14 protein-coding genes are annotated in these 13,923 nt (G+C 62.0%); 10 read left to right on the top strand and 4 right to left on the bottom strand.

Going from position 1 to position 13,923, the window contains the following annotated elements; genetic code table 11:
* Nucleotides 1–27: 27 nt before the first annotated feature.
* Nucleotides 28–945: a putative 2-dehydropantoate 2-reductase gene (locus OZ911_RS23610; protein ID WP_023048841.1), complete on the bottom strand. Its 918-nt coding sequence runs from the start codon at nucleotides 943–945 to the stop codon at nucleotides 28–30.
* Between the two features lie 100 nt (nucleotides 946–1,045).
* Here OZ911_RS23610 and OZ911_RS23605 point away from each other — a divergent pair, with 100 nt between their 5' ends.
* The 3 genes from OZ911_RS23605 to OZ911_RS23595 all read left to right on the top strand — a co-directional run bounded on the left by OZ911_RS23605 (nucleotide 1,046) and on the right by OZ911_RS23595 (nucleotide 3,921).
* Nucleotides 1,046–1,531, top strand: coding sequence for a YajQ family cyclic di-GMP-binding protein (locus OZ911_RS23605; protein WP_016488946.1), 486 nt, complete (start codon nucleotides 1,046–1,048; stop codon nucleotides 1,529–1,531).
* A 114-nt stretch (nucleotides 1,532–1,645) separates the two neighbouring features.
* Nucleotides 1,646–2,488 (top strand): mechanosensitive ion channel family protein, encoded by an 843-nt coding sequence (locus OZ911_RS23600; protein ID WP_016488945.1) that lies wholly within the window; start codon nucleotides 1,646–1,648, stop codon nucleotides 2,486–2,488.
* A 188-nt stretch (nucleotides 2,489–2,676) separates the two neighbouring features.
* Entirely contained in the window at nucleotides 2,677–3,921 is a 1,245-nt protein-coding gene (locus tag OZ911_RS23595) for an MFS transporter (protein WP_023048842.1), read from the top strand.
* Between the two features lie 131 nt (nucleotides 3,922–4,052).
* Here the strand turns inward: OZ911_RS23595 and OZ911_RS23590 are convergent, their stop codons facing one another.
* The gene (locus OZ911_RS23590; RefSeq protein ID WP_016488943.1) at nucleotides 4,053–5,600 is read right to left on the bottom strand and encodes an AmpG family muropeptide MFS transporter; all 1,548 of its coding nucleotides are present in this window, start codon (nucleotides 5,598–5,600) and stop codon (nucleotides 4,053–4,055) included.
* Between the two features lie 43 nt (nucleotides 5,601–5,643).
* Entirely contained in the window at nucleotides 5,644–5,997 is a 354-nt protein-coding gene (locus OZ911_RS23585; protein ID WP_016488942.1) for an MGMT family protein, read from the bottom strand.
* Nucleotides 5,998–6,148: 151 nt separating this feature from the next.
* On the opposite strand from OZ911_RS23585, the gene OZ911_RS23580 reads away from it, so the two are divergent.
* From OZ911_RS23580 to groL, 5 genes are all read left to right on the top strand, one after another.
* Nucleotides 6,149–7,159, top strand: coding sequence for a DUF481 domain-containing protein (locus OZ911_RS23580; protein ID WP_016488941.1), 1,011 nt, complete (start codon nucleotides 6,149–6,151; stop codon nucleotides 7,157–7,159).
* 91 nt (nucleotides 7,160–7,250) lie between these two features.
* A complete protein-coding gene (locus tag OZ911_RS23575; RefSeq protein WP_023047346.1) occupies nucleotides 7,251–7,982 on the top strand; it encodes a HugZ family pyridoxamine 5'-phosphate oxidase in 732 nt (243 codons plus the stop codon).
* Nucleotides 7,983–8,049: 67 nt separating this feature from the next.
* The gene (locus tag OZ911_RS23570) at nucleotides 8,050–8,511 is read left to right on the top strand and encodes an FxsA family protein (RefSeq protein WP_023047345.1); all 462 of its coding nucleotides are present in this window, start codon (nucleotides 8,050–8,052) and stop codon (nucleotides 8,509–8,511) included.
* Nucleotides 8,512–8,755: 244 nt separating this feature from the next.
* The gene (locus OZ911_RS23565) at nucleotides 8,756–9,049 is read left to right on the top strand and encodes a co-chaperone GroES (RefSeq protein WP_016488938.1); all 294 of its coding nucleotides are present in this window, start codon (nucleotides 8,756–8,758) and stop codon (nucleotides 9,047–9,049) included.
* Between the two features lie 48 nt (nucleotides 9,050–9,097).
* Nucleotides 9,098–10,741 (top strand): chaperonin GroEL, encoded by a 1,644-nt coding sequence (groL, locus tag OZ911_RS23560; protein ID WP_016488937.1) that lies wholly within the window; start codon nucleotides 9,098–9,100, stop codon nucleotides 10,739–10,741.
* A 186-nt stretch (nucleotides 10,742–10,927) separates the two neighbouring features.
* Here groL and OZ911_RS23555 read toward each other — a convergent pair whose 3' ends face one another.
* Nucleotides 10,928–11,656: a phosphatase PAP2 family protein gene (locus OZ911_RS23555; RefSeq protein WP_016488936.1), complete on the bottom strand. Its 729-nt coding sequence runs from the start codon at nucleotides 11,654–11,656 to the stop codon at nucleotides 10,928–10,930.
* Nucleotides 11,657–11,839: 183 nt separating this feature from the next.
* Between OZ911_RS23555 and colR the strand changes: the two genes are divergently transcribed.
* A complete protein-coding gene (gene colR, locus OZ911_RS23550; protein ID WP_016488935.1) occupies nucleotides 11,840–12,523 on the top strand; it encodes a two-component system response regulator ColR in 684 nt (227 codons plus the stop codon).
* Nucleotides 12,513–13,823: a sensor histidine kinase gene (locus tag OZ911_RS23545; protein ID WP_016488934.1), complete on the top strand. Its 1,311-nt coding sequence runs from the start codon at nucleotides 12,513–12,515 to the stop codon at nucleotides 13,821–13,823. The genes colR and OZ911_RS23545 overlap by 11 nt, the downstream gene beginning before the upstream one ends.
* The last annotated feature ends 100 nt before the right edge of the window (nucleotides 13,824–13,923 follow it).

Genomic DNA, 13,923 nt, shown 5'->3' with positions numbered 1-13,923 from the left:
TGTCCGTATCCGGTTGAAAGGGGCGCGTCAGTCGCAGGGCAAGCCACGCATGCGCAAGTTATCGACCAGGCGCTGCAGCAAGTGTTCAAGCTGTGGCAGTTGCAGGCCGTGGCGCCCGGCCGCCCGACAGGCATGGCCGAGCAGGTAGTGCACCTCGGTGCGTCGGCCCGCGCGCACATCCTGATACATGGAAGAGTAGTTGGCTGCGGTGGCAAGGATCACCCGCTGCACTTCTTCGCTGAGCTCATCTGCCGCTTGCGGCTGGCCGCAGCGCCGCAGCAACTGGACCAGTTCGGCGCACAGCGCATCGACTTCAGCCAGGTGCCCAAGCAACCCGCCGTTCTGGCATTCGTGGAGCACGGTCAGCGGGTTGATGGCGCAGTTGAGCGCCAGCTTGCGCCACAGGCGGGTGAGGATATCGACCGTCCACTCGGCAGGTATGCCGGCTTGGTGCAGGTCATCGAACCAGGCGGGTGTTATCGGGTTGCGTGGGTCGCCCAGCCAGTTGAAACCGTGGCCGGCAAAGCGCACCTGCCAGTCCCCCTCGCGAAAGGCCCCTTCAGTGCTGGAGGCGAAGATGCAGCGTGCGTGGGGCACCAGGTCGGCCACTTCGTCCTGGCTGCCCAGGCCGTTTTGCAGCAACAGTACTTCGGCCCCCTCGGCCAGACGCGCTGCCACACTGGCGATCGCCGGTGCAGCGTCGTAGGCCTTGCAGGCCACCAGCAGGCGGTGGATGGGGCCCTGTGCCTGCGCGGTTTCGGCAGGGATGGCGTAGTGCTGGGAGTGGTCCTGTTCGACCAGTGTCAGGCCGCCAGCCTGCTGATAAGCCTGCAGCCGTTGCCCGTCACGCAGGATCAGGCGCACTGCCTTGCCTGTGCGCGCCAGGCGGCAGGCCCATAGGCTGCCCAGGCTACCGGCGCCGAGAATATGCCAGGTGCTGCTCATATGCGTTTCGCAACCCGTTATAATGAGTCCGCATTTTAACCGTCAAACCCAGCGCGCTCCATCTTCAGCCTGAGCGCGCTTTTATTTTGGGAGAACAACCATGCCTTCGTTCGACGTGGTATCGGAACTGGACAAGCACGAAGTGCAGAACGCCGTTGATAACGCCATCAAGGAACTTGATCGCCGTTACGACCTGAAAGGCAAGGGCACCTTTGAGTTCAAGGACAAAGATCAGACCGTGATGCTCACCGCCGAGGAAGAATTCCAGCTCGAAGCGATGCTGGAAATCCTGCGCCTTGCATTGGTCAAGCGCAAGATCGACGTGAAGTGCCTGGAAACCAAGGACCCGTACCCTTCCGGCAAGGAAAAGAAGCAGGAAGCCAAATTCCGCGAAGGCATCGACAAAGACCTGGCGAAGAAGATCGTTGCCACCATCAAGGATGGCAAGCTGAAAGTGCAAGCCGCCATCCAGGGTGAGCAGGTGCGGGTCACCGGCAAGAAGCGTGACGACCTGCAGGAAGCCATTGCGCTGCTGCGCACCAAGGAATTCGACATGCCGCTGCAGTTCAACAACTTCCGCGATTGATGCGGTTGCGGGCCGGAACCCCGATGGCGCAATGATGTCCATGGGGGCCGGGGCTGTGTGAATGCGCGCAGCCTGTTCTACCGTGTACTTGCCGCTCGGCATCAGGAGATGAATATGGATTTGAACGCTGAAGTCGATCAGCTCGTCCGCCAATCCCAGACCTGGATCCCCTTGATCATGGAGTACGGCAGCCGTGTGCTGCTGGCACTGCTGACCCTGGCGGTGGGCTGGTGGATCATCAACAAAGTCAGCGCACGCCTCGGCAAGCTGGTGGGCTTGCGCAACGCCGACCTGGCGCTGCAGGGTTTCATCAGCACCCTGGCGAACATCGTGCTGAAGGTGCTGCTGTTGGTCAGCGTGGCCTCGATGATCGGCATCGAGACCACCTCGTTCGTGGCCGCTATCGGTGCTGCGGGCCTGGCTATCGGCCTGGCCTTGCAGGGCAGCCTGGCGAACTTTGCCGGTGGTGTGCTGATCCTGATGTTCCGCCCCTTCCGCATCGGTGACTGGATCGAGGCGCAGGGCGTTGCCGGGACAGTCGACAGCATCCAGATCTTCCACACCGTGTTGCGTACCGGTGACAACAAGACTGTGATCATGCCTAACGGCAGCCTGTCCAACGGCATCATTACCAACACCAACCGCCAGCCTACCCGCAAGGTGGTATTCGATGTGGGTGTGGACTACGAGGCCGACCTGCAGAAGGCCCGCAACGTGCTGCTGGAGCTGGCAAAGGACCCGCGTGTTCTGCCCGACCCGGCACCGCAGGCAGTAGTGGCGACGCTGGGCGACAGCTCGATTACCGTCTCGCTGCGCTTGTGGACCAAGACGTCCGATTACTGGGACGTGATGTTCATGCTCAACGAGCAGGCGCGTGACCGCCTGAAAGCCGAGGGGATCGACATTCCGTTTCCGCAGCGGGTGATTCGTGTGGTGCAGGAAACGGCCACGCAGTAGTACCGCGTTGTCATCAAAGGGGCCGCTGCGTGCCCCTTTCGCGGGCTTGCCCGCTCTCACAGGGATTGCTTGACCTCTGTGGAAGCGGGCAAGCCCCGAAGCGGCCCCGGTTTTACACTTGTTCACAGCAATTGCTCGACTTTTCTGGCATATACCCTGGCCCCACCTGCCACACCCGATATGCCATCATGAAACCACTGCTGTACATCACCCCGCTGCGCGCCTTGTTGTTCGGCCTGACCCTGGCCTTGTTCGAGCTGCTGACTTATTTGGCCAGCGACGCCGTCATGCCGGCCATGCCGGTGGTGGTGGGCGACCTGAACGCCAGCCCCGACTACATCCCCCATGCCCTGAACCTCTATCTGTTGGGGGGCGTGGTGCTGCAATGGCTGATCGGTCCACTGGCCGACCGTTATGGCCGGCGTCCGCTGCTTCTGGTTGGCTGCGCGTTTTTCGGCCTGGCCTGTCTGGCCACCTTCTGGGTTCACGACATTGGCCTGTTCAACCTGCTGCGCCTGTTGCAGGGCATCGGCCTCGGCTTTGTCGTCACAGTCAGCTACCCGGCCCTGAACGAAGCCTTCAGCGAGGCTGACGCTGTGCGCATGATGGCCTTGCTGGCCAACATCGCCTTGCTGTCACCCCTGCTTGGGCCATTGGTGGGAACCCTGCTGCTGCAGTGGCTGGACTGGCGCTGGCTGTTCGTGGCCTTTGCCATTGGCGCGGTGCTGGTGTGGGGGCTGTTGTACCGCCTGATGCCGGAGACTCTCGGTGTGGAACGCCGCGACGGCTCGCGCCTGGCGTTCACGCCGATTCACCTGCTGCCACTGCTGGCGGGCTACGGTCAGTTGCTGACGAACCGGCGCTTTGTCGCTGGCAGCGCTGCGTTGGGCCTGGTCGGTTTGCCGCTGATTGGCTGGATCGGCCTCTCGCCGGTGCTGCTCATCCACGATGAGGGGCTGAGCACGATGGAATATGCGTTGTGGCAGCTGCCGGTGTTTGGCGGGCTGATCCTCGGTAACCTGATCATCAACCGCATCGCCGATCGCTACCCACTCCCGGCCCTGGTGCGTGGCGCGCTATGGCCTTACCTGGCCGGCTTGTGCCTGATGGTGCTGGCGACCTGGTACTGGCCGAGCGTTACCAGTGTGGTGGCGGGCATGTCGCTGTACGCGCTGGGGCTGGGTGTGGCCAACGCTGTGCTGTACCGCATGACATTGTTCTCCAGCGAACAGAGCAAAGGCCTGGTCTCGGCCATGCTGGGCATGATCACCATTGCCCTGCTGGGGTTGGGCGGTGCGGTGCTGGCGATGATCGGCGCCGGGGCCAGCTTGTTGCACTTTGCCATGGCGGCGGGTGTGGCGGGGGCTCTGGCGTTGTGGCCGTTGTGGTTTGTCGTCGGTGGGCGGCCTGGGGAAGGGGCTGTTGCTCAGTAAATTCAGTTGGCTGTACCGGCCCTTTCGCGGGTAAACCCGCTCCCACAGGTACGGCACCGTCTTTGAGCGCTGTGCAGTACCTGTGGGAGCGGGTTTACCCGCGAAAGGGCCGGTACAGGGATAGAGTTCTTTCAGGGCCGCTCAGCGGCTGAACCTTCCTCTGCCACCGGCTTGCCTCGCCCGGCTTCCTGGCGCCACTGCAGGGCGATCAGAATCAGCGTAGGCACACCCAGCAATGCGGTGATCAGGAAGAAGTCGTGGTAGCCGAACTTCTCCACCATAACCCCTGAATACCCGCCGATCAGCCGCGGCAACAGCAGCATGATCGAGCTAAGCAGCGCGTACTGCGTCGCCGAGAACTTCAGGTTGGTCAGGCTCGACAGGTAGGCAACAAAGGCCGAGGTGGCCATGCCGGAGCTGAAGTTGTCCAGCGAGATGGTCACCACCAGCATTTCCAGGTTCGGCCCCATGTCGGCCAGCATCAGGAACAGGATGTTGGTGCCGGCCGAGGCTATACCGCCGATGAACAGGATCGGCATGATGCCAAAACGCACGATCAGCAGGCCGCCAACCCCGGCGCCGACCAAGGTCATGATCAGGCCGAAGATCTTGCTGACACTGGCGATCTGGTCCTTGGTGAAGCCCATGTCGATGTAGAACACGTTGGCCATCACGCCCATCACGGTATCCGACATGCGATACGTGGCGATCAGACCAAGCAGCAGCAGGGCCTGCCAGCGATAGCGGGTGATGAAGTCGTTGACCGGGGTCAGCACCGGGGCCAGGCCCCGGCGGCCCAGGCTGGACAGGCACGCCCAGCTCAGCAGCACATAGAGGATCAGGCGCAGGAACGCGCGGTCTTCCAGCAACAGGTCGAGCGGCGTGGCATCACCGGAAATGACGCTGGACCAGCCGGTATTGAACATCTGGGTAAAGCTGGCGGGTACCGACACCAGCAGGATGATCAGTACGAACACCGACGCCAGCTGGTGCATCAGCCCATAGCGCGCTGCCGACAATTGGGTACGCATGGGCACTGGCGGCTCGCGCATGACCAGCGTGGTGAACAGGGCGGGCAGCATCATCACCCCGAACATCACATACGTGCCGGCCCAGGCCTTGTGCAAATAGCTGAAACCCGTGGAGCCGAACCATTCGGCGAAGAACAGTGCGCCTGCCGTGGCGAGCAATGCGGCCACCCGGTAACCGGCCATGTAGCTGGCGGCGAGTGCGGCCTGGCGTTGGTCGTCGGCGATTTCCAGGCGATAGGCGTCGACGGCGATATCTTGTGTGGCAGAGGCGAACGCTACCAGCACCGCCATGGCAATCAACCACGACAGGTGTTGTTGCGGGTCGCACAGGCTCATGCCAACCAGCCCGACCACCACCAGCGCTTGCGACAGCAGCAACCACGAGCGCCGGCGCCCCAGGCCGCCGAGTAGCGGCAGGCGCCATTGGTCCAGCAGCGGCGACCACACCCATTTGAAGGCGTAGGCTAGGCCGATCAGGCTGGCGTAACCAATGGTTTCGCGGGCAACGCCGGCTTCACGCAACCACACGGACAGGGTCGAGAACACCAGCATGTAGGGCAGGCCAGCGGCGAAACCGAGCAGCAAAAGTACCAAGGTTGACGGGCTGGCATAGGCAGCAAGCGCAGCGCGCCAGGTTTTACGGGGCATGGGCCAACATCTGCCTCAAGTTTACGAAAACAAAGCGCGCACTCTAACCGCTGTGCTCCATTGGGCGCCAGCCATGGCGCGACATATCCACACGATTGTTGGCTACATTCACACCCTCTGCGCGTAATCGCGCCCGCTGTTCATCCCCTGATGGCGTACCCAATGCCAGGCTCAGCCGGCCACCTGCGCCGAGTACCCGGTGCCAGGGCAGCCGGGTGTCTGCCGGCAGCTGCCCAAGGGTGCGCCCGACCCAACGTGCCGCGCGGCCAAGCCCCGCCAGCTCGGCCAGTTGGCCGTAGCTCACCACCTTGCCGGGCGGCACTTGGCCGAGTACCGAGTACAACACCGTTCGTCGGCCCTCGGCACTCCCCAGTGCGTGCTCATATCCATCAGACATCACGCCCCCCTTGGGCTGCAGATGAAACTGGACCGGTGGTCCGGCAAATGAGAGTTGAACTCAACGCCATGTGCTCGGTCTGTCCTTGCTCTGGCCGTCGGTATCTGGATAATGCCCGGCTTTTTTGTCAAATCGAACCCATAGCCCGCTTATGTATTCTAGATCGTTGTTGTGCCTGCTAGCTGCCTCCTTGTGCGCCTCTCCGGTGTTGGCCGACACCGTATGGATGAAGAACGGTGACCGGCTCAGTGGCAAGATCAAAGTCTTCGACGGCGGCAAGCTGCTGCTGGAAACCCCGTACGGTGGGTCCATTGCGCTGGACTGGAAACAAGTCCAGACCTTGGAAAGCGACCAGGAGATGCTGGTCAAGCAAGACGCCTACACCGGTGAAAAAGCCAAGTCGCTGAAAGCCGCAGAGCCCGGCAAGGTGACCTTGGCCAACGGCGAGGCGCCGAAGACTGTGGAACTGGCCAGCATCGAGCAGATCATGAAGCCCAAACCGCTGGTCGAGGACTTCGTGTGGAAAGGCAACGTCGATGTGGCGCTGGACTACAAGCGCGCCGAGAACGACACCGACGATTACGACGTAGGCTTCAAGACCACCGCTCGCCATGGCCGCTGGCGGCACAATGCCGAAGGCGAATACAACCGCGAGACCAAGGACGACGTCACCACTACCGACAACTGGAGCGCCGAGTACGCACTGGACCGTTTCATTACCGAGAAGTGGTTCTGGCAGGGGCGTGCGGAATACAAGCGTGACCGCATCGAAGACCTGGCCCGTCAGCGCACTGTCGGTACCGGCCCGGGTTACCAGTTCTGGGACGATGAACTGGGGGCGTTCTCGCTGGGTTCACTGATCAACCGCACCGACTTCGAGTACCAGGACGGCGGCAAGGACAACTTCTATTCCGCAGCGGTAAAGTGGGACTACACCCGCTACCTGATCGGCAAGAACGTGCAGCTGTTTACCAACGGCGAGTTCGCCAAGCCGCTGGGTGGCGTGGCCGACTACTCGCTGGATGCCGAAGTTGGCCTGCGCTACAAGGTCACCGAGTGGGCCTCGCTCAACCTCAAGGCTGAAAAGGACATCATCACCGGCACGCGTGAAAGTGACCTGGACAAGACCCGCTATACCGCTGGCTTCGGCGTCACCTGGTAAATCGCCGGGGGCTGCACGGCAGCCCCATTGGCAGCATTGGGTGATAATGCTTATCTTGTCCCCCTCCCAGTCCGCCAGGAGCTGCCCTCAAGTGAGTACCAACGCCATCCGCCCAGCCCGGGAACTGCTGCTCAAGGAGTACCGCGGCGTGCTCTCGACCCATTCCAAGTCAATGCCGGGCTACCCGTTCGGCTCGGTCGTGCCGTATTGCCTTGACGCCGACGGTAACCCGTTGATCCTGATCAGCCGCATCGCCCAGCACACCCACAACCTGCAGAAAGACCCCAAGTGCTCGCTGCTGGTGGGTGAGCGCGAGGCCGAGGATGTGCAGGCAGTAGGGCGCCTGACCGTGATGGCCGAGGCGCACAAGCTGGTCGACGAGGCCACTGTGGAAGCGGCTGCCGAGCGCTACTACCGCTATTTCCCGGACGCAGCCAACTACCACAAGGCCCACGACTTCGACTTCTGGGTATTGCAGCCCGTGCGTCACCGCTACATTGGCGGCTTTGGCGCGATCCACTGGCTCGACCAGGTGACCTTGCCCAACCCGTTCGCCGGCAAAGCCGAGGCGAGCATGGTCGAGCACATGAACAGCGATCATGCCAACGCCATCGCCCACTATGTAGCGCTGACCGACCTGCCACAGCATGTGCCGGCGCAGATGGCCGGGGTGGACAGCGAGGGCATGCACCTGCGCATTGGCCAGGCGGTGCACTGGTTGCCTTTTCCCAGTATTTGCAATACGCCGACACAAGTCCGCGAAGCCCTTGTTTTGCTGGCGCGCGCTGACCAGTGGCCTACTGCGGCGCAGGTCGAGGGTTGAAAAACCGAGCATCTGCATCCATCTGTAGGTCTTACAGGAAGGTTGTCTTCCAACGAGGATTGCTTTGATGCGTGCTTTTCTACTGTTGTTTCTGCTGTTTCCCGTGCTGGAGCTGTTCGTGTTCGTGAAGGTCAGTGCCGCGATCGGGTTCTTCCCGGCGCTGCTGCTGATCATCGCCGGCTCCGCCTTGGGCGTGCTGGTGATGCGGGTGGCCGGGCTGGCCACCGCATTGCGTGCCCGTGAGAGCCTGCAGCGCGGTGAACTGCCCGCCGAAGACATGTTCCAGGGCATGATGCTGGCCGTCGGTGGCGGCCTGCTGCTGTTGCCAGGCTTCATCAGCGACGTGCTCGGCCTGGTGTGCCTCCTGCCGTTCACCCGTCATCTGGCTGCGCGCAAGATGCGCGAGCGTGCCGAGGCCCAGGCCATGCGCCAGCGAGCGTTCCAGGACGACCCGTTCCAGGCGCAGCCGCGTGAGGGCGGCCATCGCCCGAACGTGATCGAAGGCGAGTACGAGCGCCGCGACAAGTAGAACGCACCGGGGCCGCAAAAGCGGCCCCGGTCTTTTTCGGCCTGATGAAAAATTTTGTGTACCTAGCCTTGTAATTGATTATGGCGGCCTCATGTATGTGGTCACCGCAAGGTTTCTGGTGGCAACACCAGACATTACACAAGTGGTTCGCCCAACGCGGGCCACTTCCCGGCAACGCCGGACAGCATCAACCCGCCGGTGTCGATACCGGCCGATGAAAACCACAATTTGGGAGAGATCGACAATGAAGCTTCGTCCTCTGCATGACCGCGTAGTCATCCGTCGCAGCGAAGAAGAATCGAAAACCGCTGGCGGTATCGTCCTGCCGGGTTCGGCCGCTGAAAAACCAAACCGCGGCGAAGTTGTAGCCGTCGGCACCGGTCGCATCCTGGACAACGGCGAAGTTCGCGCGCTGGCCGTGAAAGTGGGTGACAAAGTGGTCTTCGGCCCTTACTCGGGCAGCAACACCGTGAAAGTCGATGGCGAAGACCTGCTGGTCATGGCCGAGAACGAAATCCTCGCCGTTGTCGAAGGCTGATTTCCCCGACTTCCCGTTACTCCAAAGAATTTCAAGGATTAAACGATCATGGCTGCTAAAGACGTAAAGTTTGGCGATTCCGCTCGTAAGAAAATGCTGGTTGGTGTCAACGTACTGGCTGACGCTGTAAAAGCGACCCTGGGCCCGAAAGGCCGTAACGTGGTACTGGCCAAGAGCTTCGGCGCGCCAACCATCACCAAGGACGGCGTTTCCGTCGCCAAAGAAATCGAGCTGAAAGACGCCTTCGAAAACATGGGCGCCCAGCTGGTCAAGGAAGTTGCTTCCAAGGCCAACGACGCTGCCGGTGACGGCACCACCACCGCTACCGTTCTGGCTCAGGCCATCGTCAACGAAGGCCTGAAAGCCGTCGCTGCCGGCATGAACCCGATGGACCTGAAGCGCGGCATCGACAAGGCGACCGCCGCCGTTGTTGCCGAGCTGAAAAACCTGTCCAAGCCATGCGCCGACTCCAAGGCCATCGCTCAGGTAGGCACCATCTCCGCCAACTCTGACGACTCCATCGGCAACATCATTGCCGAAGCCATGGAAAAAGTCGGTAAAGAAGGCGTGATCACCGTTGAAGAAGGCTCGGGCCTGGATAACGAACTGTCTGTTGTAGAAGGCATGCAGTTCGACCGCGGCTACCTGTCGCCGTACTTCGTCAACAAGCCGGACACCATGGTTGCCGAGCTGGAAGGCCCACTGCTGCTGCTGGTCGACAAGAAGATCTCCAACATCCGTGAGCTGCTGCCAGTTCTGGAAGCCGTTGCCAAGGCCGGCCGCCCTCTGCTGATCGTTGCCGAGGACGTTGAAGGTGAAGCGCTGGCTACCCTGGTAGTCAACAACATGCGCGGCATCGTCAAGGTTGCTGCTGTCAAGGCTCCGGGCTTCGGCGACCGTCGCAAGGCCATGCTGCAGGACATCGCTGTCCTGACCGGCGGCCAGGTCATCTCCGAAGAAATCGGCCTGTCCCTGGAAACCGCTACCCTGGAGCACCTGGGTAACGCCAAGCGCGTCATCCTGTCCAAGGAAAACACCACCATCATCGACGGCGCTGGCGTTGAAGATGACATCCAGGCACGCGTCAAGCAGATCCGTGCCCAGATCGAAGAGACTTCCTCGGACTACGACCGTGAGAAGCTGCAAGAGCGTCTGGCCAAGCTGGCTGGCGGTGTTGCCGTGATCAAGGTCGGTGCCGGCACCGAAGTTGAAATGAAAGAGAAGAAAGCCCGCGTTGAAGACGCCCTGCACGCTACCCGTGCAGCCGTTGAAGAAGGCGTGGTGCCTGGCGGTGGTGTTGCCCTGGTTCGGGCCCTGAACGCAATCGTTGACCTGAAAGGCGACAACGAAGACCAGAACGTCGGTATCGCCCTGCTGCGTCGCGCTGTTGAAGCGCCGCTGCGCCAGATCACTGCCAACGCCGGCGACGAGCCAAGCGTTGTCGCTGACAAGGTCAAACAAGGTTCCGGCAACTACGGTTACAACGCTGCTACCGGCGAATACGGCGACATGATCGAGATGGGTATCCTGGACCCGGCCAAGGTCACCCGTTCGGCCCTGCAAGCTGCTGCTTCGATCGGCGGTCTGATGATCACCACCGAAGCCATGATTGCTGACGCTCCGAGCGAAGCCCCAGCTGGCGGCGGCATGCCAGATATGGGCGGCATGGGTGGCATGGGCGGCATGATGTAAGCCAGCCTTTCCCCCCTGCACCATTAAAAAGCCCCGGTTCGTGAGAACCGGGGCTTTTTATTTTCCTGTGAGGGCCTCTTCGCAGCACAAGGCTGCTCCTACAGGTATCGCGTGCAGTCCGGCACCGACGCGTACCCTTGTAGGAGCAGCCTTGTGCTGCGAATGGGCCGCAAAGCGGCCCCTCTGTCAGGCGACGCTAGGTTCGACAGATGGCGCTTCCACCACGCCCCGCCGATACAGAACCAGGTAATACGACCCTAACCCGATCAACCAGCAGAACACGGCCGTCCACACGTTGTGCGACAAAAAGTGCGCCCCCTGCATCATCCGCCCCACACCCAGCACCGATCCGGCTATCAGCGCCACTACGAACGCCACCCGTGCCAACCGCGGCTTGCGATCACGCAGCATGAAGAACAGACCAAACAGGCAGAACCCGGTAGCTGCATGCCCACCCGGCCAGCACAGCCCAGGCTTGTCGGTGGCCGGACGCGGCTCCAGCAGCTTGCTGTAGGTTTCCGTGCCGCCAAACTGGGTCAGGCTCCACGGGCACTGCACCTGGGTCACCTTTTTCAGCGGCGTGACAAAGGCTGTGGACAGGCCCAGGGCCAGCACCAGGCAGCCCAGTTCGCGGCGCCAGCCGAACAGGCGCTTCCAGAAGAAACTGGCGGCAAACGTCAGCAGCGACAACACACCCAGCAAGATCACCAGTTGCTTGACCCGGTCGTGCAGGATGGTTTCCAGCAGATAACTGTGGCGGCCAATGAACTGCCCGGCAGCGGGATCGAAGAACAGGTTGGCCACATCCATGTCGACTGAAGTCAGCTCCAGCAGGATCAAGGCCAGCGCAGTCGCCAAGGGTATGCCGAGGTACAGCCAGTAATTGATCGGGCGAGGGCGGGTTCGTTGCTGCATGACGGCTCCAGGGCACGAAAAAGATCGGGCATTGTCGGCCGCCCGCTATCCTGTGTCCGTGAAGGATCAGTGAAAAAACCGTCAAGTGCGGTGAATTTTGCTTGGGGCTGGCACCATGCAGGCATTGGCCTTAAGCTGCGCCTGCCGCGCACCACAGCGAGAAGCGCCGCACAGGAGAAACCGATGCGCATTCTTTTGGTTGAAGACAACCGCGATATCCTGGCCAACCTGGCCGATTATCTGGGCATGAAGGGCTATACCGTCGACTGCGCCCAGGACGGCCTGTCCGGCCTGCACCTGGCGGCCACCGAACACTACGACCTGATCGTGCTGGACATCATGCTGCCCGGCATCGATGGCTACACCCTCTGCAAGCGCTTGCGTGAGGACGCCCGCCGCGACACGCCGGTGATCATGCTTACCGCCCGCGACCAGCTGGACGACCGCCTGCAAGGCTTCCGCTCCGGTGCCGACGACTACCTGCTCAAGCCGTTCGCCCTGTCGGAGCTGGCGGCCCGCATCGAAGCGGTGCTGCGCCGTGCCCAGGGCGGTGGGCGCCGCACGCTGCAGGTGTCCGACCTCAGCTACGACCTCGACACCCTGGAGGTTACCCGTCAGGGGCGCTTGCTCAAGCTCAACCCGGTCGGTCTCAAGCTGCTGGCAGTGCTGATGCAGAAAAGCCCGCACGTACTGCGCCGCGAAGTGCTGGAAGAGGCTTTGTGGGGCGACGACTGCCCTGACAGCGACAGCCTGCGCAGCCATGTACACCAGCTGCGCCAGGTGATCGACAAACCGTTTGAAAAACCGTTGCTGCATACCGTCCATGGCGTCGGCTATCGCCTCGCCGAGGGTCGCGATGGAGTTTAAGCAAAGCCTTGCCCAGCGCATCATCATCGCCTTTGCCTTGATGAGCGCGCTGGTGGCCGGGGCGTTCGCCTTCGGCATCGTTGCCACTGTGCACCTGGTCGAAGAGCGGTTGATTTCCTCGGTATTGGGCGGTGACCTGCAGCGCCTGCTGCGCATGGACAGCGTCAGCGACTGGAGCCACCGGCCACGCCCCGATCAGCTGTTCTACTTCAGCGGCGGGCGTGACGACTTCGAGCTGCCCAAAGACCTGCGCCACCTCGACCGGGGCTTTCACGAGGTGTTTCGCGACCAGCTGTCGTACCACGCCATGGTCGAGATCGTCGATGGCCGCCGTTATGTGCTGCTGCAGGACCAGAGCGACTTCGAAGAACGCGAGCGCGTGCTGTTCGCGGTGGTGGTGGTGGGCTTCGTGCTCAGCCTGGTGCTGGCCGTTATCCTCGGCTGGCTGGTGGCGCGCCGGGTGATGGCGCCGGTGATCCGCCTGGCTCGCCAGGTACGCCACCGTGACCAGCTGCTGGGCCTGGCCCCGCCGCTGGCACCGGACTATGCCGCGGACGAAGTTGGCCAGTTGGCAGTGGCTTTCGATGACACCCTGGGCCGCCTGCGCGACGCACTGACCCGCGAACGGCTGTTCACCAGTGACGTCAGCCACGAACTGCGTACGCCTTTGATGGTGTTGGCCACGTCCTGCGAACTGCTGATGGAGAACCCCAACCTCGACGCCCGCGCGCGTAGCCAGGTGGAGCGCGTGGCGCGGGCCACCGAAGAAATGCGCGAACTGGTCAAGACCTTCCTGATGCTGGCGCGGGCGCAGCGTGACGAGGGGGCGGTGGCTTCGCAGGCGACCCTTCGCGAAGTGGCCGACGAGCTTATCGGCGTGTGGCGCGATACCATCGAGCAGAAGGGCCTTACCCTGTACTTCGATGGCCGCGTCAGCGCAAGCCCGGTGCTGTACAACGCCACTTTCCTGCAGTCAGTGATGGGTAACCTGTTGCGTAATGCTGCGCACTACACCGACAGCGGCTACATCCGCCTGAGCCTGGAAGCCAACGGTTTCAGTGTGGAGGACAGCGGTGTGGGCATTCCCGAAGAGCAGCGCGAGGCCATGTTCAAGCCGTTCGTACGCGGCGATGAGCGGCGCGGTGAGGGCCTGGGGCTGGGGCTTTCGCTGGTACAGCGGATCTGTGATGACCAAGGCTGGCGTGTCACCCTGACATCCACCTTGCCGCATGGTTGCCGTTTCCAGGTAGACCTGAGCAGTACCACGGGCAAAGGCGACCTGAACGCCATGGCCGAGTAATGGCTTGTAACAGGTCGAAGGGAGGGCAACATTTTTTTCACATTGGCGTGACCTGATTCCAACGCTTGCTTGCCTAAGGTGAGCGGCACTGGAGTCAGGA

The sequence above is a fragment of the Pseudomonas fortuita genome (genome assembly GCF_026898135.2).
Classification (GTDB): domain Bacteria; phylum Pseudomonadota; class Gammaproteobacteria; order Pseudomonadales; family Pseudomonadaceae; genus Aquipseudomonas; species Aquipseudomonas fortuita.
Note: the sequence above shows the minus strand (reverse complement) of the source record. Positions and strands in the feature narration are given on the sequence as shown.

Coding starts and splice junctions, on each gene's coding strand:
- OZ911_RS23610 (WP_023048841.1), bottom strand. CDS start 945: ATGAGCAGCACCTGGCATATTCTCGGCGCCGGTAGCCTGGGCAGCCTA.
- OZ911_RS23605 (WP_016488946.1), top strand. CDS start 1,046: ATGCCTTCGTTCGACGTGGTATCGGAACTGGACAAGCACGAAGTGCAG.
- OZ911_RS23600 (WP_016488945.1), top strand. CDS start 1,646: ATGGATTTGAACGCTGAAGTCGATCAGCTCGTCCGCCAATCCCAGACC.
- OZ911_RS23595 (WP_023048842.1), top strand. CDS start 2,677: ATGAAACCACTGCTGTACATCACCCCGCTGCGCGCCTTGTTGTTCGGC.
- OZ911_RS23590 (WP_016488943.1), bottom strand. CDS start 5,600: ATGCCCCGTAAAACCTGGCGCGCTGCGCTTGCTGCCTATGCCAGCCCG.
- OZ911_RS23585 (WP_016488942.1), bottom strand. CDS start 5,997: ATGTCTGATGGATATGAGCACGCACTGGGGAGTGCCGAGGGCCGACGA.
- OZ911_RS23580 (WP_016488941.1), top strand. CDS start 6,149: ATGTATTCTAGATCGTTGTTGTGCCTGCTAGCTGCCTCCTTGTGCGCC.
- OZ911_RS23570 (WP_023047345.1), top strand. CDS start 8,050: ATGCGTGCTTTTCTACTGTTGTTTCTGCTGTTTCCCGTGCTGGAGCTG.
- OZ911_RS23565 (WP_016488938.1), top strand. CDS start 8,756: ATGAAGCTTCGTCCTCTGCATGACCGCGTAGTCATCCGTCGCAGCGAA.
- groL (WP_016488937.1), top strand. CDS start 9,098: ATGGCTGCTAAAGACGTAAAGTTTGGCGATTCCGCTCGTAAGAAAATG.
- OZ911_RS23555 (WP_016488936.1), bottom strand. CDS start 11,656: ATGCAGCAACGAACCCGCCCTCGCCCGATCAATTACTGGCTGTACCTC.
- colR (WP_016488935.1), top strand. CDS start 11,840: ATGCGCATTCTTTTGGTTGAAGACAACCGCGATATCCTGGCCAACCTG.
- OZ911_RS23545 (WP_016488934.1), top strand. CDS start 12,513: ATGGAGTTTAAGCAAAGCCTTGCCCAGCGCATCATCATCGCCTTTGCC.